The organism is Rhodococcoides navarretei, assembly GCF_038069675.1.
GTDB lineage: Bacteria > Actinomycetota > Actinomycetes > Mycobacteriales > Mycobacteriaceae > Rhodococcoides > Rhodococcoides navarretei.
Window position 1 is genome coordinate 2,076,958 of sequence record NZ_JBBPCN010000001.1, and the last position, 20,015, is coordinate 2,096,972.

The 20,015-nt window shown below is 62.1% G+C and carries 18 protein-coding genes, 1 tRNA gene and 2 pseudogenes; 12 read left to right on the top strand and 9 right to left on the bottom strand.

From position 1 onward, the window contains the following. The first annotated feature begins 29 nt into the window (after positions 1 to 29). Positions 30 to 101 (top strand) — tRNA-Val (locus tag AABD04_RS10000). 53 nt (positions 102 to 154) lie between these two features. Here the strand turns inward: AABD04_RS10000 and AABD04_RS10005 are convergent. Continuing rightward, positions 155 to 1,114 carry a hypothetical protein gene (locus AABD04_RS10005; protein ID WP_341441071.1) on the bottom strand — a complete coding sequence of 320 codons (960 nt, stop codon included), beginning with the start codon at positions 1,112 to 1,114 and terminating at the stop codon, positions 155 to 157. Positions 1,115 to 1,705: 591 nt separating this feature from the next. On the opposite strand from AABD04_RS10005, the gene AABD04_RS10010 reads away from it, so the two are divergent. Then, complete coding sequence (locus tag AABD04_RS10010; protein WP_341441072.1) at positions 1,706 to 1,978, top strand: hypothetical protein; 273 nt, start codon at positions 1,706 to 1,708, stop codon at positions 1,976 to 1,978. 1,324 nt (positions 1,979 to 3,302) lie between these two features. Here the strand turns inward: AABD04_RS10010 and AABD04_RS10015 are convergent. Next, positions 3,303 to 3,683, bottom strand: a complete 381-nt coding sequence (locus tag AABD04_RS10015; RefSeq protein ID WP_341441073.1) for a hypothetical protein — start codon at positions 3,681 to 3,683, stop codon at positions 3,303 to 3,305. 61 nt (positions 3,684 to 3,744) lie between these two features. On the opposite strand from AABD04_RS10015, the gene AABD04_RS10020 reads away from it, so the two are divergent. The 5 genes and pseudogenes from AABD04_RS10020 to AABD04_RS10040 all read left to right on the top strand — a co-directional run bounded on the left by AABD04_RS10020 (position 3,745) and on the right by AABD04_RS10040 (position 7,512). Continuing rightward, positions 3,745 to 4,929: a hypothetical protein gene (locus AABD04_RS10020; protein ID WP_341441074.1), complete on the top strand. Its 1,185-nt coding sequence runs from the start codon at positions 3,745 to 3,747 to the stop codon at positions 4,927 to 4,929. A gap of 47 nt (positions 4,930 to 4,976) precedes the next feature. Continuing rightward, positions 4,977 to 5,135 carry a hypothetical protein gene (locus tag AABD04_RS10025; RefSeq protein WP_341441075.1) on the top strand — a complete coding sequence of 53 codons (159 nt, stop codon included), beginning with the start codon at positions 4,977 to 4,979 and terminating at the stop codon, positions 5,133 to 5,135. Between the two features lie 83 nt (positions 5,136 to 5,218). Next, positions 5,219 to 5,824: pseudogene (locus AABD04_RS10030) on the top strand (methionine ABC transporter permease). 25 nt (positions 5,825 to 5,849) lie between these two features. Continuing rightward, positions 5,850 to 6,739, top strand: a pseudogene (locus AABD04_RS10035) (MetQ/NlpA family ABC transporter substrate-binding protein). A 98-nt stretch (positions 6,740 to 6,837) separates the two neighbouring features. Beyond that, positions 6,838 to 7,512 carry a nitroreductase gene (locus tag AABD04_RS10040; RefSeq protein WP_341441076.1) on the top strand — a complete coding sequence of 225 codons (675 nt, stop codon included), beginning with the start codon at positions 6,838 to 6,840 and terminating at the stop codon, positions 7,510 to 7,512. On the opposite strand, the gene AABD04_RS10045 is transcribed toward AABD04_RS10040, so the two are convergent. Further along, positions 7,509 to 7,937 (bottom strand): hypothetical protein, encoded by a 429-nt coding sequence (locus tag AABD04_RS10045; protein ID WP_341441077.1) that lies wholly within the window; start codon positions 7,935 to 7,937, stop codon positions 7,509 to 7,511. The genes AABD04_RS10040 and AABD04_RS10045 overlap by 4 nt on opposite strands. A 44-nt stretch (positions 7,938 to 7,981) precedes the next feature. Continuing rightward, positions 7,982 to 8,923: an NAD(P)/FAD-dependent oxidoreductase gene (locus AABD04_RS10050; RefSeq protein WP_341441078.1), complete on the bottom strand. Its 942-nt coding sequence runs from the start codon at positions 8,921 to 8,923 to the stop codon at positions 7,982 to 7,984. 246 nt (positions 8,924 to 9,169) lie between these two features. On the opposite strand from AABD04_RS10050, the gene AABD04_RS10055 reads away from it, so the two are divergent. Next, complete coding sequence (locus AABD04_RS10055) at positions 9,170 to 10,570, top strand: amino acid permease (RefSeq protein ID WP_243609667.1); 1,401 nt, start codon at positions 9,170 to 9,172, stop codon at positions 10,568 to 10,570. Between the two features lie 6 nt (positions 10,571 to 10,576). Here AABD04_RS10055 and AABD04_RS10060 read toward each other — a convergent pair whose 3' ends face one another. Then, entirely contained in the window at positions 10,577 to 11,743 is a 1,167-nt protein-coding gene (locus tag AABD04_RS10060; protein ID WP_341441079.1) for an iron-containing alcohol dehydrogenase, read from the bottom strand. Between the two features lie 108 nt (positions 11,744 to 11,851). Beyond that, positions 11,852 to 13,345 carry a CoA-acylating methylmalonate-semialdehyde dehydrogenase gene (locus AABD04_RS10065; RefSeq protein WP_341441080.1) on the bottom strand — a complete coding sequence of 498 codons (1,494 nt, stop codon included), beginning with the start codon at positions 13,343 to 13,345 and terminating at the stop codon, positions 11,852 to 11,854. Between the two features lie 112 nt (positions 13,346 to 13,457). Here AABD04_RS10065 and AABD04_RS10070 point away from each other — a divergent pair, with 112 nt between their 5' ends. Next, positions 13,458 to 14,354, top strand: coding sequence for a LysR family transcriptional regulator (locus AABD04_RS10070; RefSeq protein ID WP_341441081.1), 897 nt, complete (start codon positions 13,458 to 13,460; stop codon positions 14,352 to 14,354). 362 nt (positions 14,355 to 14,716) lie between these two features. After that, positions 14,717 to 15,685: a cobalamin biosynthesis protein gene (locus AABD04_RS10075; RefSeq protein ID WP_341441082.1), complete on the top strand. Its 969-nt coding sequence runs from the start codon at positions 14,717 to 14,719 to the stop codon at positions 15,683 to 15,685. Here the strand turns inward: AABD04_RS10075 and AABD04_RS10080 are convergent. The 3 genes from AABD04_RS10080 to AABD04_RS10090 are packed head-to-tail and all read right to left on the bottom strand — an operon-like array spanning position 15,626 to position 17,724. Further along, on the bottom strand, positions 15,626 to 16,543 hold the full coding sequence (locus AABD04_RS10080) for an SURF1 family cytochrome oxidase biogenesis protein (protein ID WP_341441083.1): 918 nt from the start codon (positions 16,541 to 16,543) through the stop codon (positions 15,626 to 15,628). The two genes, AABD04_RS10075 and AABD04_RS10080, sit on opposite strands and share 60 nt — an antisense overlap. Before the next feature lie 18 nt (positions 16,544 to 16,561). Further along, positions 16,562 to 17,035, bottom strand: a complete 474-nt coding sequence (locus AABD04_RS10085) for a low molecular weight protein-tyrosine-phosphatase (protein ID WP_341441084.1) — start codon at positions 17,033 to 17,035, stop codon at positions 16,562 to 16,564. Next, positions 17,032 to 17,724 carry an HAD-IA family hydrolase gene (locus AABD04_RS10090; RefSeq protein WP_341441085.1) on the bottom strand — a complete coding sequence of 231 codons (693 nt, stop codon included), beginning with the start codon at positions 17,722 to 17,724 and terminating at the stop codon, positions 17,032 to 17,034. Before AABD04_RS10090 ends, AABD04_RS10085 begins: the two co-directional genes overlap by 4 nt. Before the next feature lie 56 nt (positions 17,725 to 17,780). Between AABD04_RS10090 and cobC the strand changes: the two genes are divergently transcribed. Beyond that, on the top strand, positions 17,781 to 18,818 hold the full coding sequence (gene cobC / locus AABD04_RS10095; RefSeq protein WP_341441086.1) for an Rv2231c family pyridoxal phosphate-dependent protein CobC: 1,038 nt from the start codon (positions 17,781 to 17,783) through the stop codon (positions 18,816 to 18,818). 14 nt (positions 18,819 to 18,832) lie between these two features. Then, on the top strand, positions 18,833 to 19,954 hold the full coding sequence (locus AABD04_RS10100) for a Nif3-like dinuclear metal center hexameric protein (RefSeq protein ID WP_341441087.1): 1,122 nt from the start codon (positions 18,833 to 18,835) through the stop codon (positions 19,952 to 19,954). The last annotated feature ends 61 nt before the right edge of the window (positions 19,955 to 20,015 follow it).

The window sequence follows — 20,015 nt, forward strand, 5'->3', positions numbered from 1 at the left end:
CCGGGGTTGTCCCCAGGCCGCCGGTACTCGGGCGTATAGCTCAGCGGTAGAGCTCTGGTTTTACACACCAGCGGTCGGGGGTTCGAACCCCTCTGCGCCCACAAGATTTTCCTGCGGCAAAGTTGTTCATCTGTGGTTAACTGGATGCGGAAAACTAAGCCTGTTCATCCTCGTCATCCTCGTCGTCTTGCTCATCAGCCTCGGGCAGAGGTGCGACCTTATCGGCAACCCCGCGTGAGATTGTGTCGAGGTTGACCTTCTTCAGGGTGTTAGGTGCCATGCCCATCGCACCGACTATGGCGGTCCCAAACACTGGATTGATCACCAATAAACCGAAGAAGCTGCCGATCATCGAAAGCAAGACCAACACACGAACGATGTGATGCGACTGCTCGCGAGTCAGTCCGTAGTAGACCTCGAAAACTGACTCAATCGTCTCGACTGCCGCTAGGCGTTCAGGGTTAGCCTCAATCGTCTCCTCAACGGCCTGGAGTTGTTCATCGTCTACATCTACGTCTGCAAGCGCTGTCAGACCTTCTTCATCCGGAATCTCATCGGTTTCCCAGCCGAGTCGGTCCAGCGCGTCTACCAAATCTGTACCGCGAGCGCGTGTCTGAGTCCAGTCGACGAGGCCAATCCCAGAGTTCTGAATAAGGGAGCTCATCGCGCTTGTCTGTCCGGCTGCCATGAGCTCACCGAACGTGCCCATGGCACTCACTTGGGAGATCGCTTCTGACAGTGCCGTCGACGCGGGTGATGTGATTGCCCCTGCTGCAATGGCGTCAACCAAACTGAGTCCCGCAGTGGATTTATACTGCCGTCCAAGACGTGAAGCAATCCCTTGAAGTTCACCACCGACCTTATTTGACCACAGTGCCTGGTAGTGCTCGGCAATGCCGATTGCGGGTCCACCCGCCCTGTGGGCCGCACCGACTGCTCCAAGAGAATTCGTGCCAGCTCCGAATGACGACAGCGCAGACATCATCGCAGGATTGTTTGCAGAGAACAGCGAGTTCACCGCACTAGCGCCCGCCACTGACTGGCTCCCGGCGATGATCCCTGCGATCGCACCGAGATCCATCGGATCAGACTTCTTTTTCCTTGACTTGGCCATGTCCCACCCCTCAGATACTCGTTGTCAAACAGAGTACGGAGCAACACCGACATGGGGCCGATACGCAAAATCTATGTCGGTTATTTGGTTTCCTCGGGCTGCCATGGGTCGGTTGGCTTCTTCACCCACACCTGCGACCGGTCATCAATCGGCCCATAAACCTGACGTGCTGCGCAGTGCTCAGTCAGAGCCTCGATACGGGCTCGCTTCTGTCGTTGGCAGCTAGCTTCATTTCGTAACCCAGCTCGTCGAAGAACTGCTCTCCTATGACCGCACCGGTCGTAACGAAGGTACGGATGCCCGGTGAGCCAGGGGAGTCGATCTGCGCTGCAGATGGTTCGTGCGGTTCCCGCGTCCAGACCCAACTCTTCGGCGGTTGTTTGTTCTAGCTGGCAATCGATCGAGTCTGTGTCACTCCATTTTTCATGTGCGTTGGTCCTTTTTCCATTTAGTGCGCGTCTCTTATTACTCTCTGCAATCATTTACGCAGAGTGGTACTGGTGTATCAATAATTAGATAAAAGCTGTTGTGGTCGGACGTAAGGCCTAGTATGGCGACACCATCCACTTTTCAAGTAGTCAGGGGAGTCAAATGAGCGTTGCCGAAGCTGTGGTGCTTACATTAGGGGCGGTCCTGGTGGTTGCCGGTCTATGGATGGTCCTCAAAAACGCGACATCTTCCGTAGTTGTCCACACAAACGGAACGACTACTAACGGCATGGCCAGTGACATATTTGAAATAATAAAAGAGCTTATAAAGAATGGGTTTGGATCAGGAAGTATTCGCGACAAAAATGTCGCGGTAGGACTTATTCTTATTCTCGTGGGTGTGCTCTTAGTCGCCGTTGTCTACCCAATCGTCTAGCGCATTCACCCCGGCACGAACGACGGGAAGCCAGTGCCGGGGTGAATGCGCTGATCTAGGACCAGCGGATGTGTACAAGTAGGAGGTAGGCGAGCGCTGCGGTAATGACCACGAAGATGACACCCAGGCTATGGCCTTGCCAAAGGTCATCAGCGCGTCGAGCAGGTACAACCAGTGACTACGGCGCTTAATTTTCATGCTCTACCTCGAACACTTCGACGAGCTCTATATCGTGGCCGGCGTTCTAGAGAGCTCGGTAGGCAAGTAGGAGGAACTGACGTACACGGGCTGAGTCCTGGACGTAATTTCCGGATTCACGGATGACAGCTTCGCGGAAGTTGACGGGCACGCGTTCACTCACGATTCATCCCTGCGCTGCTGCTCTGCCGTAATTTCCTCGCTCAACGTCGTAGGTGTGGCCATCATGGCGTCGGTCGAAGACAACGAGCTACGAGAGCGGCTCCGATCAGTGGTCGGCGTTGCAAGATATAATTTTAAGTGCTGGGATGCATTGATGCTTCGGAAATAACTTTGGGCGGTAGTACCCAAGCAAGCAGGCAGCTAAAGATCTGGACTCGATAATAGATACGCAGGTTATGCCGTTAGTAGACGCCCATACCGATCAAAAAAGACGGAGGTAGGGCTTGGTGGCAAACGTGCTGCACTTGATGCAGTTCCTTACCTAAGCTTCTCCAACCCCAACGTAAACTAATTGATCGAGAACTATCGTAATTCGGTAGTTGTAGAGCTAGAACAAAAGCTAAAAGAGTCATCACAAGAGGAGCCGCACTCGGCGGCTCTTTTAGGTCCACCTGAAGTATAGGTACGTCACACATACGCCCGTGATGAGTCCGAAGATCCCAACGAACCAAGCTGAAACCTTCATGGCATCACGCTTAGATACCTTCGTTGCGGATGTGGCGCTGAACTCGCTGAGCAGCTGGTAGAGAGCCACGAGGACCGTCATTCCTGCGAGGATTGCGCCGAAGAACGCAATGAATGTCACGAAACCCATTCGCAGACCATAGCGGTTGTAGTGACAGGGTTGAGAGCTTCCCGGCTGGGACTTGCATCCCGTCGACCTTGCCGAGGTCCACGGCATCAGCCTGATTCGTGCATACGTTCGATTGCGGTCAGGGAATGGCCGGTAGTGAGCAGTTCAGACCCCTCAAGCGTGTTGACCCGCCTGAACGTGCGCTCATCGACCTACTTGCTCTGTATCCAGCACTAGCGCATCACAAGGCGGACTTTATCAGTGGCGGTATCAAGGTGAACACGGTTGTCGAGGGGAGGGACTGCCCCGGCTTTGGATGCTCCATTGGTGTCAAGCGGTTTCCGTGAGTTGTCCCGTCGACCAGTCGTGGTAGCGCGCGGCGAATTCGTGGTTCGGTTTGATCGCTCGTTCCGTGCGCGAGATCGTGGTGAGAGAGACGGCGAAGTGGTCGGCGCGGCACTGCGTGGACATGCCGGCTCGGTGGCGGAGCGGCCCAAGGTCGTCGGTCCCTTGGACGGGTTTCGGGTCGGTCAGAAGCGAGTAGATCTCTTGGGCGATGTGCCGTTTGAGGCAACGCCGAACCTCCCTCGGCGATTTCCCCTCGACGGTTCTGCGCGCGACGTAGGCGCGGGTGCGTTCGTCGTTGGTTGAATCACCGCTATCGAGTTTAAGACAATCAACCAGACCGCACACGCGGCCTGAACCACTCAACCCCGACAGTCAACTGAACTCGGGGCAGTCCCCTGTCCTGACCGGGTGACATCATCACTCCATGATCAAGCAGACGCGAGCGTCCCGATGGTTGCAGGTTGTTGAAACAGCACACGCTTTATTGAACCTTACGCTGATGAGCGTCGCTGTCTACAGGGCCGCTGGTCGCGCTATTCCAGTCCATGGTCAAGTCTTGCTGATTGCTGCGGGGTGCGATCCGATCAAGCTGATGACTGAGTCGGACCCTCCTATCGCTGGGACGGATCTAGCCGGCAAGCTAAACAACATAATCTCCCAGGCACTCGCACTCACACCAGGCGAACAGTTTGATGCGGGTCTTACCAACCTGATTGCCGCGTTCAAGGACGTGATCCCGAAGCTAAAGGGCACCGCAGAGGATGAGGTCGAGTCTGCCAATGATCTAGTTGAAGAACTGGAGCGTGGATTTATGCTCTCGCTGATTATGTCGATGTCAGCACACGATGCAGTTGTTAGACGTGTAGGAGAGTGGGAGGAGCAGCACGGAAGGTTCGTGCAGGGATATGCACATAAAGATGTTGGTCATTACTTTTCTATGCACGCTACCAATGCCGATGAGATCCGATCGCAAAGTGAGCACGACTTCCCGGTGGAGTCTTCGTTCTATTCGAATAAGCCTGGGTCGGGCAAGATTCACATGCAACACATGATTCTTGCGATTAACTCGGGTGCCGACATTATGGTTGCCGGTGGAGGGGGCGCGAGCACGACCTACTACCCAGAAGTGCAAGGGATCGAGTACGCCCAGTGGTTCACCTACATGCACGCTCTGTGGGATGAGCAGTTCAGGCCGCGTCTCGCAGAGTTCCACAGCCGTGGCAAGGACGCGGAAGACCAGGTTCAGAAGAACGACATCAAGTCTGAGTACTTCAACGACATCAGGAAAATTCGGACAGACTTCGTTCACCACCAAGGCATAGTGGAGGACGCCGCAAACTTGGTGTTTTTTGACTGGCAGTTTGAAGTCGGATCGCGCCTAGAGATCAGCATGGAGCAGATGATCGAGGCGATGGACAAGTTTCCTCGTGAGCAGCTGTTGGAGGTGCCAACTCCACACAAGCAGAAGCGTCGGTCATTGCATGGATCGTTCGACGTCAATCTGCTAGATAAGTACATGAAGCATGTCAAGGCGTCACCAACGCTAGGAATCAATCAAGCCAACGACGAAATGATGCGCGACTGGCTGATAAAGAAAGGTCTTCTCTGATCTGACTAATCCAGCTGGGCCAGGATCTGGGCGCACCGGTCGCGCTGTTGGGGGCGTCCGTGCAGGTGGTGGCCGGAGCGACGGTCGGCAGCGCGTCGATCGGCATCGGTGGCCATCTGAGTACGCGAGTCCCCGGCGCACTGGAAGCGCTGGGCTTGTCCGGATCTGCGAACACCGAGCAGCCGATCCTGGAGGTCGCGTCGTGATCGCGGTACTCGCGGCAGGCAACAAGGTTCCGGTCGACGAACTGCTGGCTCTGCTGTTGCCCGCTTTGTGGGACACCCTCACCATGGTCGGGATCGTGGTGCTCGTCGGTGTGCCGCTCGGTGCGGTGCTGTTCAACCTCGGCCCGGGCGGACTGTTCGAGAACCCGGTGCTCCACACGCCGATCAGCTGGCTCGTCAGCATCGGCCGATCGCTGCCGTTCCTGATTCTGATGGCCGCGCTGGTTCCGGTGACCCGATGGATCACCGGAACCAACATCGGCATCGCAGCGGCAGTGGTACCGATGTCGTTGGCGGGCATCGCATTCTTCACCCGGATAGTCGAGAACTCTCTGCGCTCGGTTCCGACGTCGGTGGTCGACGTTGCCCGGGCGTCGGGTGGTTCCACACCGTAGGTCACTACCACGCAGCTGTCCGAGGCGGTTCCGTCGATCATCGGTGGATTGACCATCAACGTCATCGCCATGATCGAATACTCGGCCATCGCCGGAACGATCGGTGCAGGCGGAATCGGTTATGTCGCAGTCACATACGGATACCAAAGATTCGATCACACCGTCATGATCGCGACGATCGTCATCCTGATTCTCACCGTCGCCGCCGTCCAGCTCGTCGGCGATGCGCTCGTTCGCTACACCACACCTCATCAACGCGCTGTGCGCACTGTCTGAACCACATTCGAAAGGTCCATCCACCATGAGAACCTCCACCGAAGCACACGGCTTCGAGCTGAAGAACCGTCGAAAAGCGCCCTGGATCATCGCGGCCGTCGTACTGCTGATCGCCCTCGCCGTCGTTGTCCGCATCGCGTTCTTCGGCGGCACGGCCTCGGCAAACGAGACCGAGGGCGCAAACCTTGTTGTCGCCACGGCAGAGGGCAATGCATCCGAGCAGGCCCTGGTCGAATTCGTCGCTGACCAGGTTGCCCCCCAAGTACGGCATCACGGTTGCATTCCGCGGACTCGCAGACAGCAACACCATCAAACCGCGCCGTCAGCGAAGGTGAGGTAGCCGCTACCGTCTACCAGCACAAGCTGTGGCTCGGTCAGGTCCTCGAATCCAACCCGGACTTCCAGGAGGAAGCCGCAACCCCGGCGTTCCGATGGGGATTCGGCTTGTGGTCCGACAGGTACTCGGACCCAGCTCAATTGCCGGACGGCGCAACGGTATCGCTCTACTCCGACCCGGCCAACGAGGCCCAAGGCCTGTGGGTGCTCGAGCGAGCCGGTCTGATCACGCTCGATCCCGCCGTCGACAAATCGACGCCCACGCAGAAGGACATCGTCGATAACCCGAAGAACCTGAAGTTCACGCTGCTGGACTTCGCTGCGCAATCGAGAGCACTGCCGGATCTCGATGCAGCCGTGGGCTATACCGAGTACTACCTCGCGGCCGGCATCCCCGTCGAAAAGCAGATCTTCGCCCCGCCGGCACCGGACGAGTTCGCCGGGCAGCTGACCATCGGTAGCCGGTGGGCAGATACGGACAACATCAAGAATCTCGTCACCGCGTTCGAGGACCCCGCGGTCCAGGAATTCCTGGGCACCGACCCGCGAGTGAAAGACATCCTGCTACCTCTGCAGTAGCGGCATTCTGCACTCGACGGTCCAGCACCCGACCGTCGGTCGCGGCCGTGGTGTTACGTTCGACCCGCACCCGATGACACCGACACGAGGCGGACGATGTGACCCGGTACGAAGCACTGACAGAACTGCTCGACGAGAGGTATTCGTGCCGACAGTTTCTGCCGAAGCAGGTCTCGCGTGAGGTACTCGAACAGCTACTGTCAGCCGCCCGGAGGACGCCTTCCTGGTCCAACACCCAGTCGTGGCAGATCATCGTGACCGAGGGCGATGCTACCCGTAAGTTCTCCGAGGCACTCGTGGAGCATGTGGCGTCTGGTGTGCCGCAGCCGGACTTCCCGTTTCCGGCCAACTACAACGCCCTGCACCGAGCGCGCAGACGCGAATGCGGTGGTGCCCTGTACGAGAGCATCGGTGTGGTGAAGTCCGACACCGAGGCGACGACGCGTCAGTTCATTCGCAATTACGAGCTGTTCGACGCCCCGCACGCAGCCATCATCACCACCGACGCCGATCTCGGTGTGTACGGCGCTGTCGACTGTGGGTTGTATCTGCAGACTTTTCTGCTGGCCGCCCAGAGTCTCGGTCTTGCAGCGATCGCGCAAGCAGCCCTGGCCGCGTACTCACCGTTTCTACACGAATGGTTCGACATCCCCGACACTCGAAAAGTGGTGGCCGGCATCTCCTTCGGTTATCCCGACGAGACTCACCCGATCAACGGATTCCGTACCAGCCGAGCACCTCTGGACGAGACGGTGCGGTTCGTCAGCGATTAGGGAGCGAGCTGCGGCCCGAACTTGGCCTCGATCTCGGCGAAGTACGCGTCGGCCAATGCGACGAACTGCTTCTCGTCGAGTGCGATGGTGTCGCCGACGGCGTATCCGAGAATGCTCTTCTTCGGGTCGAGGTCGATCGTCGGATCGCTGGTCATCACGTCGTCTGCTGCTGTCATCGACGCGGCCAGTACCCGGACCTCGTTCAGCGGATTGCCGTTCTTCTTCTCTTGCCCACGCATCCGGTGCAGGAAGTACACCTCGAGCGTCAGCACGAGATTGTTGAAGAAAGCGACGTCGAATGCCTCGTCCACGCCGGTGGTCGTCGTTCGATTCGACGCGACCGCACGGTAGGCGGCCAGCTGAGAATCGAGGCGCGCACGGCAGGCGTCGATGTATTCGCGTGGGTACGACTTCACGGACAGCACGCGGGCGATCTTAATCCGGCTCGTGGGCTGACGCTGGGCAAACGTCAGTGCGAGAGGCGTCGAACCAGTTCTCGGCCCACATCGGTCCCCGAACGCCAGGCGCTCTCCACTCTGGGCACTCCGGCTTCGCACCACTGATCGCCCGCCAAACCGACGAAGCGTCCGTCCTGCTGGTCAAGCTCGAAGTTCGAATCGTGTTGCGCCGCAGGCTTGGCAAAGGTCCATCGGTGAGCGTGAGTCCATGCGGGCGGCGCCGAGACGACGGACAATTCGCGCAGGGCGTCGAGAACCGGGGCGATCGCGCCGTCGGGGTTCTCGAGGTGCTGCTGCGCCCGCTCGGACGTGGTGTGCACGACGAGAACCGGAGCGCTGTCACCCCGCCGGGCACCGTCGTCGACGACGAACGCGATATCGGGATGATCGTTGACGAAGGCCGCGTCGCGGAACGGCACATCCAACCCGTCGAATCCGCATGCCACCGCGATCACCGGTTCGTAATCGACCGCGTCGGGGACTGCGGTCAGTCGCGTTGCCTGCGGATCTGGCATGGCGACCACTACGTGGCCGTCGGGCAATTCGGTCAACTCGGTGGAATGTTCGATGTCGAAGCCGTCGAGCATGTTTCGTACCAACGATCGCAGCCCGCCCGGGGTGGCCCAGCGAACCGGTCCGGTCGTGGTGCACGGTGCCGTCTCGGGTTTGAGGATGCTGAACGTGTTGGCCCACTGCCGCGCCAACCCGGCCGACTCCCAGTCCGCGACCACCGTCGAAAATTCCTGATCACGAACGGTGAAGTATCCCGCTCCCAGATCGACGCGACGGCCGTGCATCTCAGGCGACGACATCCGCCCACCTGGGGCTCGGCCTCGGTCGATGATGCGGAACGGCACGTCTGCGTCGCGAAGAACCCGCGCACAGGCCGCGCCGGCTATGCCCGCACCGACGATGGTGACCGGATCGGTGATGGTGCCCGCTTCGGAGTTCATCGGTCCAGTATGCCGGGATCAGTCGGTCGCGTCGGTGAGCCTGAGGAATGCGGTGCCGTGGGACGAGGTCGGGTAGCCGGTCCGGCCTGTTCGCAAGGTCCGCGACGGTGAACATCACGAGCCCGCTTTGACGAATCGAGAGGTATCGATTGTGCTGCGATGTGTGTGGAAATGCCTGCCCCACAGACATTCTGGACATATCGGTCACTCTCTGCGTCGGCGTTCATTTTATGTTCAACTTCAGGGATGTCCATCACGGAGAAGCCGGACACCGGCGAGCAAGGACTCGGTACCAGCCTGAAACCACGGCACGTGACGATGATTTCGATAGCCGGGGTCATCGGCGCGGGATTGTTCGTGGGTTCGGCCAACGCCATCGCGACGGCAGGCCCGGCGGTGCTGCTGGCGTACCTGTTCGCGGGAACACTCGTGATCCTGGTGATGCGCATGCTGGGGGAGATGGCGACGGCCAATCCCGACACCGGCTCGTTCTCCACGTATGCCACTCGCGCGCTCGGTCACTGGGCCGGCTTCTCGGTCGGTTGGCTCTACTGGTGGTTCTGGGTGTTGGTGATCCCGGTCGAAGCCACCGCGGCTGCATCCATTCTCACCAACTGGCTCGGCGGAGCCCAATGGATGTGGGCACTGCTCATCGTCATTGCCCTCACCGCGACCAACCTGATCAGCGTCGGCAACTACGGCGAATTCGAGTTCTGGTTCGCGCTGGTCAAGGTCGTGGCGATCATCGCGTTCATCGGCCTCGGGATCGCGGCCATTCTGGGATGGCTACCCGATTCGGAAGTCAGTGGTGTGGACCAACTCTGGGCCTCGGGTGGATTCATGCCTCTCGGGTTCGGCGCGGTGATCGCGGCCATGCTGACGACGATGTTCTCGTTCATGGGCTCGGAAATTGTCACCATCGCCGCGGCCGAATCCAAGGACCCGGCAAAGGGAATCACCCGCGCCACCAACTCGGTCATCTGGCGAATTTCGATCTTCTACTTCGGTTCCATCTTCGTCATCGTCGCGCTGGTGCCCTGGAACGAACTGGACCCGAACACGGGCTCGTACCAGTACGTACTGTCCAAGATGGGAATCCCGCATGCCGACACCATCATGGACATCGTCATTCTGACCGCTGTTGCGTCGTGCCTGAATTCGGCGCTCTACACCGCGTCGCGCATGCTGTATTCGCTCGGCGATCGAGGCGACGCACCGAGGGCGGTCAAGAAGATCACCACGAACGGGGTGCCGTGGATTGCGGTGATCGCCTCGATGGTGCTGGGGTTCCTCGCCGTGGTCGGAAACTACATCCTGCCCGAGAAACTCTTCACCTACCTGCTGGCGACCACGGGTGCTGTCGCGCTCTTCGTCTACCTCGCCATCGCCAGCAGCCAGCTGGTGCTACGGCGTCACCTCGACCGCGACGGCGAACGCCCTGCCGTTCGGATGTGGCTGTATCCGTGGCTGACCTACCTGGCCATCGGATTCATCGTGTTCGTCCTGGTGATGATGGTGGTACGGCCGGAGCAGCGGTCGTCGATCCTGCTCTCGGCCGTCCTGGCCGCAGTGACCGTGATCGGGGGAATTGTGGTGCAACGCCGAAATGCGCGGCGCGACAGTGTCGCCGCCCGCGCATCGGAGTGAGTGCGATTAGATTCCCGCGTACACCTGGCGGTACAGATCGACGATCTGCTCCGCCGTCGGAACGACCGGATTGTTGCCCGGACTACCCGAGGCGAGAGCCTGCTCGGCCATGAGCGGCAATAGCTCGTCCCACTTCGCCCTGTCGATACCGAAGGTCTGCGGCGTTGGAACCTCCACCTCACGGCACAGTGTGACGATCGCATCCTGCAACTTGCCACCGGCGACCTGATCGGAGTCGCCTTCCGATGCCGCACCGAGCGCACGAGCGCAGTCGGCGTAACGCGCCTGCGCCCCGTCGATGGAGAATGCCGTGACGGCAGGCAACAGCATCGCGTTGGAAAGCCCATGTGCCACATGGAAATGCGCGCCGATCGGTCGACTCATACCGTGCACCAGACAGACACTCGAATTGGAGAACGCCATGCCCGCCTGCGTCGAGGCATGCATCATCGCCTCGCGCGCCTGCCGGTCTTCGCCGTCCCGATACGCCCGCAGCAACGACGTCCCGATCGTGCGAATCGCGCTGAGCGCCAAACCGTCGGAGATGGGGTTGGCCTTCTTGCTGACGTACGCCTCGATGGCGTGGGTCAGGGCATCGACCCCGGTGTCTGCGGTGAGGCGGGCCGGCATCGACATGGTCAACTCGAAGTCGATAATCGAGGCGATCGGGAGGAACGACAGCCCGGGGCACAACATCTTCTCGTCCGAGGCCACGTCGGTGATGATGGTGAACTGAGTTGCCTCCGAACCACTTCCGGCCGTGGTGGGAATGGCGATGATCGGAAGGGCCGGTCCGGTCGACAGCACCGGAGCCTTGAAGTCCCGCATCGTGCCACCCTGCACCGCGAGAATGGCCAACGCCTTGGCAGTGTCCATCGGACTGCCACCGCCGAACCCGATGATCGAATCGGCCGAATGTTGCTGCACCGCTTCGAGTCCCGCGACCAACGAATCCGTGGTCGGATCCGGAACGGTGCCCGAGAACAGTGCCGGTTTCTTCCCGGCCTCGGTCATGATCGTCATCAAACGATCCGCCGAGCCGTTTCCGGCCATGAACGCATCGGTGACGAGCAACGGCCGAGACACGTCGAGGTCGGTCAGAACCGTCCCAAGCTCGTCGACGGCACCCCCGCCCAGCTTGAGGAACCGAGGAAACGAAATATTGGCAACCATGGTGTGCTCCTTAGCGCTGTGGACCCATGTGCGCGGAAATTCGTAGTCTGCTACGAATTTCCGCGCACATGCGTCAGCTCTTTTTCGGGGGTCAGCTGTTCTCGGGGCTCAGCTGTTTTCAGGGAAGCCGAGGTTGATGCCGCCGTGGCTGGGGTCGAGCCAGCGACTGGTGACTGCTTTGCCACGGGTGAAGAAGTGGACGCCCTCGGTGCCGTGGGCGTGGCTGTCGCCGAAGAGGGAGTTCTTCCACCCACCGAAGCTGTAGTACGCCATGGGAACCGGGATGGGGACGTTGATGCCGACCATGCCGACTTCGACCTCGTTCTGGAAGCGTCGGGCGGCCCCACCGTCGTTGGTGAAGATGGCGGTGCCGTTGCCGTACGGGTTCTCGTTGATCAGCCGCAGGGCATCGTCATAGGTGTCGACGCGCACGACCGAGAGGACGGGGCCGAAGATCTCGTCGGTGTAGATGCTCATGTCGGGAGTCACGTTGTCGATGAGGGTGGGACCGAGCCAGAATCCGTCGGTCCCACCGTCGGGCCGGACGGTGCGGCCGTCGACGACGAGGGTGGCTCCGGCCGCTTCGCCTGCGTCGACGTACGAGGCGACCTTGTCACGGTGCGCCTTGGTGACCAGCGGTCCCATGTCTGCGCCGCGGGTTCCGTCGCCGGTGACCAGAGGCGTGGTGCGTTCGGCGATCTTGGCGACGAGTTCGTCGGCGATGTTCCCGACGGCGACGAGGGCCGAGATGGCCATGCACCGTTCGCCTGCGGATCCGAAGCCGGCGTTGACCATGGCGTCGGCGGCGAGGTCGAGATCCGCATCAGGGAGGACGACGGCGTGGTTCTTGGCCCCGCCGAGGGCTTGGACGCGCTTTCCGTTGGCGGTGCCGGTTGAGTAGACGTACTGGGCGATGGGGGTGGAGCCGACGAAGGATATCGACTTGATCTTCTTGTTCTCGAGGAGTTCGTCGACGGCCACCTTGTCGCCCTGCAGGACGTTGAACACGCCGTTGGGCAGGCCCGCCTCGGCCCAGAGCCGGGCGAGCCAGATGCTCGCGCTCGGGTCCTTTTCGGAGGGCTTGAGTACGACCGTGTTGCCGGCGGCGATGGCGATCGGGAAGAACCACATCGGGACCATGGCGGGAAAGTTGAAGGGAGAGATGATGCCGACCGGTCCGAGCGGCTGACGGATGGAGTAGACGTCGACCCCGGTCGACGCATTCTCGGTGTATCCGCCCTTGAGTAGATGTGCCATGCCGCAAGCGAATTCGACGACTTCCTGGCCACGTGAGATCTCACCGAGTGCATCGGAGAGGACCTTCCCGTGTTCGGCGGTGATGATCTCGGCGAGCTCGTTCTTCCTCGCGTTCAACAGCTCTCGGAACGAGAACAGGATGGAGGTTCGCTTGGCGAGGGAGGTATCGCGCCACGCCGGGAATGCGGCCGCGGCGGCGTCGATGACCGCGCGGGCGTCGCCGGTGTCGGCCAACGCGAGTGTGCCGGTGACCTCGCCGGTCGCGGGGTTGGTGACGGGGGAAGTCCGGTCGGAGGTGCCGGAGTAGGTCTTGCCATCGATCCAGTGCGCAATGACGTCGGTCAACGTTCGATCCTTCCATCGGTGTGTCCCGAGTCTCACTGGTACGGATGCACATGTCAAAGGCCAAAACCGCAGATCGCTGTGCAGAAATGCACACCGCAGATAGTCTCGGTGGGTGTTCAACGCAGACCATCTCCGATACTTCCTCGAAGTGTCGAGGACCGGGCGTCTGACCGACGCCTCGCACACTCTCGGCGTGGACCACACCACAGTCGGTCGGCGCATCACGGCGCTCGAGAAATCGGCCGGGCAGCGCCTGTTCGACAGAACCCCGTCGGGTTGGCGACTCACCGAGGCGGGTCGACGTCTCTTGGGATATGCAGAGACCGTCGAATCGACACTCATCGCCGCCTTCGAGGATCAGACCTCCGACACCGGCTCCCTACGGGGGACCGTGCGCATCGCGGCCCCGGACGGTTTCGGAGCGTTCGTCCTGACACCGAAGCTCGGTGTACTGCGAGACAAACATCCGGATCTCGACATCGAATTGGTCACCGCCACCGAGCACAACTCGTTGGCCACCAGGGAGTTCGACATCGCAATCACGTTGGAGCGGCCGTCCCCGAGATTCGTGGAGACTCGCAGGCTGGCGACGTACTCACTCGAGCTCTACGCCACCGAAACGTATCTCGCCACAGGGTCGCCGATCCGTACCGTTGACGACCTACAAGAGCACACGCTGATCTCGTACGTCGATGCGCTGCTCGATGTCGCACCGCTGCGAATTCTGGACTCGATCCTGCCCGAGGGCCGAGCGCAGATACAGACCAACAACATCACCGGGCAATGGATCGCGGCGAGGTCCGGGGTGGGAATTGCTCCTTTGCCCAGCTACATCGGCGAGCCGGACGAGGCCCTCGTGTCCGTGTTGCCCGGCGTCGTCTCGGTCGAGCGGACGTATTGGACGGTGGTGCCGCGAGAGCTGACCGGTCTGGCGCGGGTGAAGGCCGTGGACGAGTTTCTCCGGTCGGTTGTGATCGACGAGCAGCATCTCTTTCCTGTGCCGCAGTAACTACGGGAGAAGCGCACAGCCCGAGAGTGTCAGTGGCCGTTGATATTTGGACGTTCCGATGAGACGCGCGTCTCGTGATGACGGACACACGTGACGCCGACCTCAAAGAGGTGGAAACCACGAACTTAGGGGTAACAATCTGTTACAGACACATCCGCACAGCGGATCCACACGAGATTCTGGGGGAATCATGACAATGTTCGTAATGGCAGCCGTCGGCTTCGTGGGAATGGCAATTGCACTGCTCAACGACGGAAGCGACATCGACTTCCGTGGTCGCCAGTTGGCGGGCGCGTACCGCCAGCGCTGAGTCGGGCATACCGAATTCCTGCGCCCGGTGCGCAGTTGGCAAGATTCGTGGGATGTGGACACACCCGCGAGCGATCGGCCTACTGGTCGGCTACGGCCTCGATCGAGTGTTCGCAGATCCACGACGCTGGCACCCGGTTGCAGGATTCGGCACCACGGCATTGCGCGTCGAACACATCCTCTACCGCGACAACCGCGCCGTCGGCGTCGTCCATTCGGTCGCGCTGATCGGCTCGGCGACTGCGCTCGGCGTTGGGTCGAGTCGAGTGGCCGGCCGCCTGGGTGCACCTGCTGAGGCCGCACTGATCGCGGTTGCTACCTGGGCCGCCCTGGGTGGCACGTCCCTGTCCAGGGTCGGCCGACGGATGGCGGATCACCTCGACAACGACGACCTGGACAGTGCGCGCGCACTGCTGCCGTCGCTGTGTGGACGCGATCCGGATCTGCTCGACTCCGACGGCCTGGCACGCGCCGCGCTCGAATCCATCGCGGAGAACACGTCCGACGCGACGGTCGGTGTGTTGGTGTGGGGGGCTCTGGCCGGTGCTCCGGGGATCTTGGCCTACCGCGCAAGCAACACGCTCGACGCCATGATCGGCTACCGGTCTCCGAAGTATCTGCGCTTCGGTTGGGCCGCAGCGCGAATCGACGACGTTCTGAACTTGCTTCCGGCCCGCGTCACCGGCGTCGCGACGGTAGCGGCAGCGCACTCGGTGCATGGTTCGCCCGCCCGAGCCCTGAAGATGTGGCGACGCGACGCGGCGAAGCACCCCAGCCCCAACGCAGGTGTCGCGGAGGCATCGGCTGCCGGTGCCCTGGGGCTGCAGCTCGGCGGCAGAACGCAGTATCGACACGGCGTCGAGAACAGACCGACCCTCGGTGACGGACCGTCGCCGACAGCACCGGATCTTCGTCGGGCGGTCGCACTGTCGACCCGAGTGCAGGAACTGTCGGCGGTCGCGTCAGCGATTCTTGCCGTAGCGATCGGCCAAGCGAGGATCCGACGGCGTCGTCGGGCGTGACGCCGCGCGCGCTCTGGCTCGCTTCTCGCGGCGGGTGGGCAGCGTGAATTCTTCTTCCTCGTCGGGACCGGCATCGTCTTCGGGATCGGCGTCCGGCTCGCCGGACATCGCGTCCGCGAGTTCGGCCCGTGAATCGCGGCGTTCCCGTATCTCCGCCCGAGCGAAATACGCCAGGCCCAGCGGTGCCATGATGCCGAACGCCAACCACTGCAGACCGTAGGAGAGGTAGGGGCCTGCGTCGGTCTGCGGCAGTTCGATCAAGCCGAGACCGCCTGGCTGAGCGTCGTCGAGCTGGAGATATCCGTCGATGGCGTCGACTCCGACCGCCGCGCCGATCTGTTCGGGGTTGATGTTGTAGACCTGCAGTCGTCCGTCGTCCTCGATGGGCTCGCGAGAGGTGCCCTCGGCTTGGCGCACCCGTGCGTTCAATGTCACCTCACCGGCAGGTGCCGCCTCGAATTCGGGTGCTCTGGTTCCTTCTACCGGCAACACGTACCCGCGATTGACGAGCACGGTGGGCCCGCCGTCGATCACGAACGGGGTGATGACCTCGTAGGCGGGCTGATCACGGATGCTGCGCAGCCGCACCAGCACATCGGAATCGGCGACGTAGGACCCAGTGGCGATGACCCGACGCCACTCGTCCTCGGCCGGGAAACCGTCCGCGGTGAGAATGTCGGAGATCGGCACCGGATCCGCATCGACGGATCGGGTGATCAGATCGTTGCGCTCGGACGTCGAGGTGTTCTTTCCCAACTGCCACGGAGCGAGCACGCTGAAGCACAGGAACGCGAAGGCCAGCACCACCGCAGCCAGTACCAACCATTTGGGTCGCAGCAAGAACGCTAACTTTCGCACTCCACCACGGTAGCCGGGTCAGCGAGAGAGCCGAGACCGTGCCCAGTCCAGCATGCCGGGAACGGCGCTTTCGATCTGCTGACGCACCTCGGCGAACGCCGAATCGGACGAGTAGTACGGATCGGCCACCGAGGAGTCGTCGGCGTCGGGATCGAACGACCGCAGCAACGCGACACGATTTGCCGGTGCACCGAGCTGCAGCAGGGCGCGCGCGTGGCCGGTATCGAGCGCGACGATCAGATCCGCCGCCAGATGATCCGGCCCGACCTGCGCCGCCGCATGCTCGCTGTCGTATCCGTGGGCATCGAGCTCGGCGACGGTTCGCGGATCTGCGCCGTCGCCCACGTGCCAACCACCGGTCCCGGCGCTCGAGACACGTACCGCCTCGCCCAGACCGGCGTCGCGCAGATGCCCCGCGAAGACCTTCTCTGCCATCGGGGACCGGCAGATGTTGCCGGTGCACACGAATGTCACATGCAGCGGCTCGTTCATCGCACGCTCGCTGTGTTCTGCTCCAGCACGGTGGCCAGTTCGTCCATGCTCGATGCGGTGAACGCGGCGTCGTCGCTCTCGCCGTCGATGCCGTAGCCCCACTCCACGTACACCGTGGGGATGCCGAACCGAGCGGCACCGTGCACGTCGTGGTCGCGATCACCGATCATGATCACCCCGGCGGTGCCGCCGTCCGCGGACTCCACCGGGTCGATGCCGAGGTTGGTCAGCGAGTGCGCGATCACATCGGACTTCGCCCGTCGGGTGCCGTCGTTGCTGGCACCGCCGATGAACTCGAAGTACCGCGACAGACCGAAGTGGTCCAGAATCCGAACGGCGAATCGCTCCGACTTCGACGTCGCAACGCCGAGGCGGACGCCGCGATCCTGCAAACGCGTCAACACCGTCTCGATGCCGTCGAACGCGGTGTTCTCGGCCCAGCCCCGCTCGTCGTAGCGCTGGAAGTACGCCGCCAATGCACGCTGCGCCGCATCCTCGTCCAGGCCGAGCCCGCGCAACGTGTCGATCAGGGGTGGTCCGACGACCAGCGACAGCTGTTCCTCGGTCGGTTCGGGAGCCTGCACCGACGCCAATGCATGACGAAAACCGGCGTGAATTCCCGGTGCGGAATCGGTCAAGGTCCCATCGAGATCGAACAGGACAACGGACGCGGGTACATCGACAGACATGCGTCGAAGCCTATCGGTGCGGGCTGTTCGGTGACGGCGCGGCTACGCTCGTCGCGATGTCCGACTCAGCTGCCGATCCCGATGCGTTACTCCGTCACCACGGAGACGTGGAGGTCGATTCCGGATTCGTCGACTTCGCCGTCAACGTGCGGGGCGACGGTCCGCCGGCCTGGCTTCGCGAGCGGCTTTCTGCGGCACTGAGTTCGTTGGGTTCGTACCCGAGCGTGGCCGCGGACAGGGCCGCACGAGAGCAGGTGGCCGCACACCACGGCCGCTCAACGGACGAGGTACTGCTGCTCAGCGGTGGGGCCGAAGGTTTCTCGATGCTGCCGCGGCTGAGGCCCCAGCTCGTTGCGACGATCCACCCGTCGTTCACCGAGCCCGACTGGGTACTGGAGCAGGCTCGTGTCCCGGTCCACCGAGTGATCCTGCCGTCGCCTTTCGAACTCGATCCGACGCTCGTGCCCGACGCCGCCGACATGGTGATCATCGGCAACCCGACCAACCCCACGTCGGTCCTGCATCCCCGTCAGGCGGTCCTGAGTCTGCGTGAGTCGGGACGCACGCTGGTGGTCGACGAGGCCTTCGCCGACGCCGTTCTCGGGGCGGGGGAGTCCCTGGCGTCACAAAGCCTGGACGACGTGCTGGTTCTGCGCAGCCTGACGAAGACCTGGGCGCTCGCGGGGTTGCGATGCGGATACGCATTGGGCCACCCCGACGTCCTCGCGAGGCTGCAGTACGGCCGCGCCCACTGGCCACTGGGGAGTCTGCAGCTCGAAGCGATCCGCGCCTGCACCGAACCGTTCGCCGTCGAACAGGCACGCGCCGAGTCCGAGCGCATCGACCGCGAACGCACCGCGATGATTCCGCGACTCGAAGCTCTTGGTCTCGACATCACCGGCCCGGCCCGCGCGCCGTTTCTGCTGATGCGCGTCGACGGTGCCGATCTCGTTCGAGAACGACTGCGCACGATGGGTATCGCGGTGCGACGGGCAGATACGTTCCCAGGGCTCGACCGTCACCACCTGCGCGTCGCGGTACGGGACTCGAAGCAGGTCGACATACTGGTGGACGCGTTGAACACCGTTCTGTGAGGAGAGCAGCGAACATGGCAGTGACACTGGCGGACGTCATCGAGGTACTCGACGCCGCGTACCCACCGCGTCTGGCGGAGAGTTGGGACTCGGTGGGCCTGGTGTGCGGAGATCCCGAAGCTGTTGTGCAGCAGGTTGTCTACACGGTCGACGTCACCGATGCAGTGGTCGACGACGCCATCGCCCGGGGTGCTGATCTCATCGTGGCCCACCATCCCTTACTGCTCAAAGGGGTCGACACCGTCGCGGCCGACACCCCGAAGGGCTCGGTGATCCACCGCCTGATCAAGGCCGACTGCGCGCTGTTCACCGCCCACACCAACGCCGACTCCGCCGATCCCGGGGTGTCGGATGCACTCGCGTCCGCGCTCGGGGTGATCGACACCCGGCCACTCGATCCCATTCCTTCTCCCTCGCACGACAAGTGGGTGGTCTTCGTGCCGACCTCCGATTCGGCCGCGGTGCGACAGGCCATGTTCGACGCCGGAGCCGGGCAGATCGGCGATTACAGCGAAGCGAGCTGGCAGAGTGCGGGTCTCGGCCAATTCCGTCCGGGACCGAACGCGCACCCGACGCTCGGTGTTCTGGGAGAGGTGCACACCGAGGCGGAGGATCGCATCGAAGTTGTTGCCCCCAAAGGGGCACGTGCTCAATTGCTTTCGGCGATGCGTCGGGCACACCCGTACGAGGAGCCCGCGTTCGATGTGTTCGAGTCCGCGGCCTTACCGTCGTGTACCGGCCTGGGCCGCATCGGAAAGCTACCGAGTCCGATGACCCTCGCGGAGTTCACCGACGTCGTCCGCGACGCGTTACCTGCCACGACGTGGGGAGTACGCGCCGCCGGAAATCCGGAGGCCACGGTCTCTGTGGTTGCGATGTGCGGGGGAGCGGGTGACTCGTTCCTTTCCGCGGTGGCGGGTACCGATGCCGATGTGTACGTCACCTCGGATCTGCGGCACCACCCCGTCGACGAGCACCTGCGGGCGGGTGGCCCCGCGGTGATCGACACCGCGCACTGGGCCTCGGAATTCCCGTGGTGCGAACAGGCGCGGGGCATCGTCGACGCCGCATTCGGTGACACCGACGGGTGGAGCAGCCGGGTCTCCGACGTGCGTACGGACCCTTGGACGCTGTGACCGGTGAACCCGCGACAGGCGGTCGGAGCCGATCCGGCTTTCTCGGTTTCGAGCAGCCGGT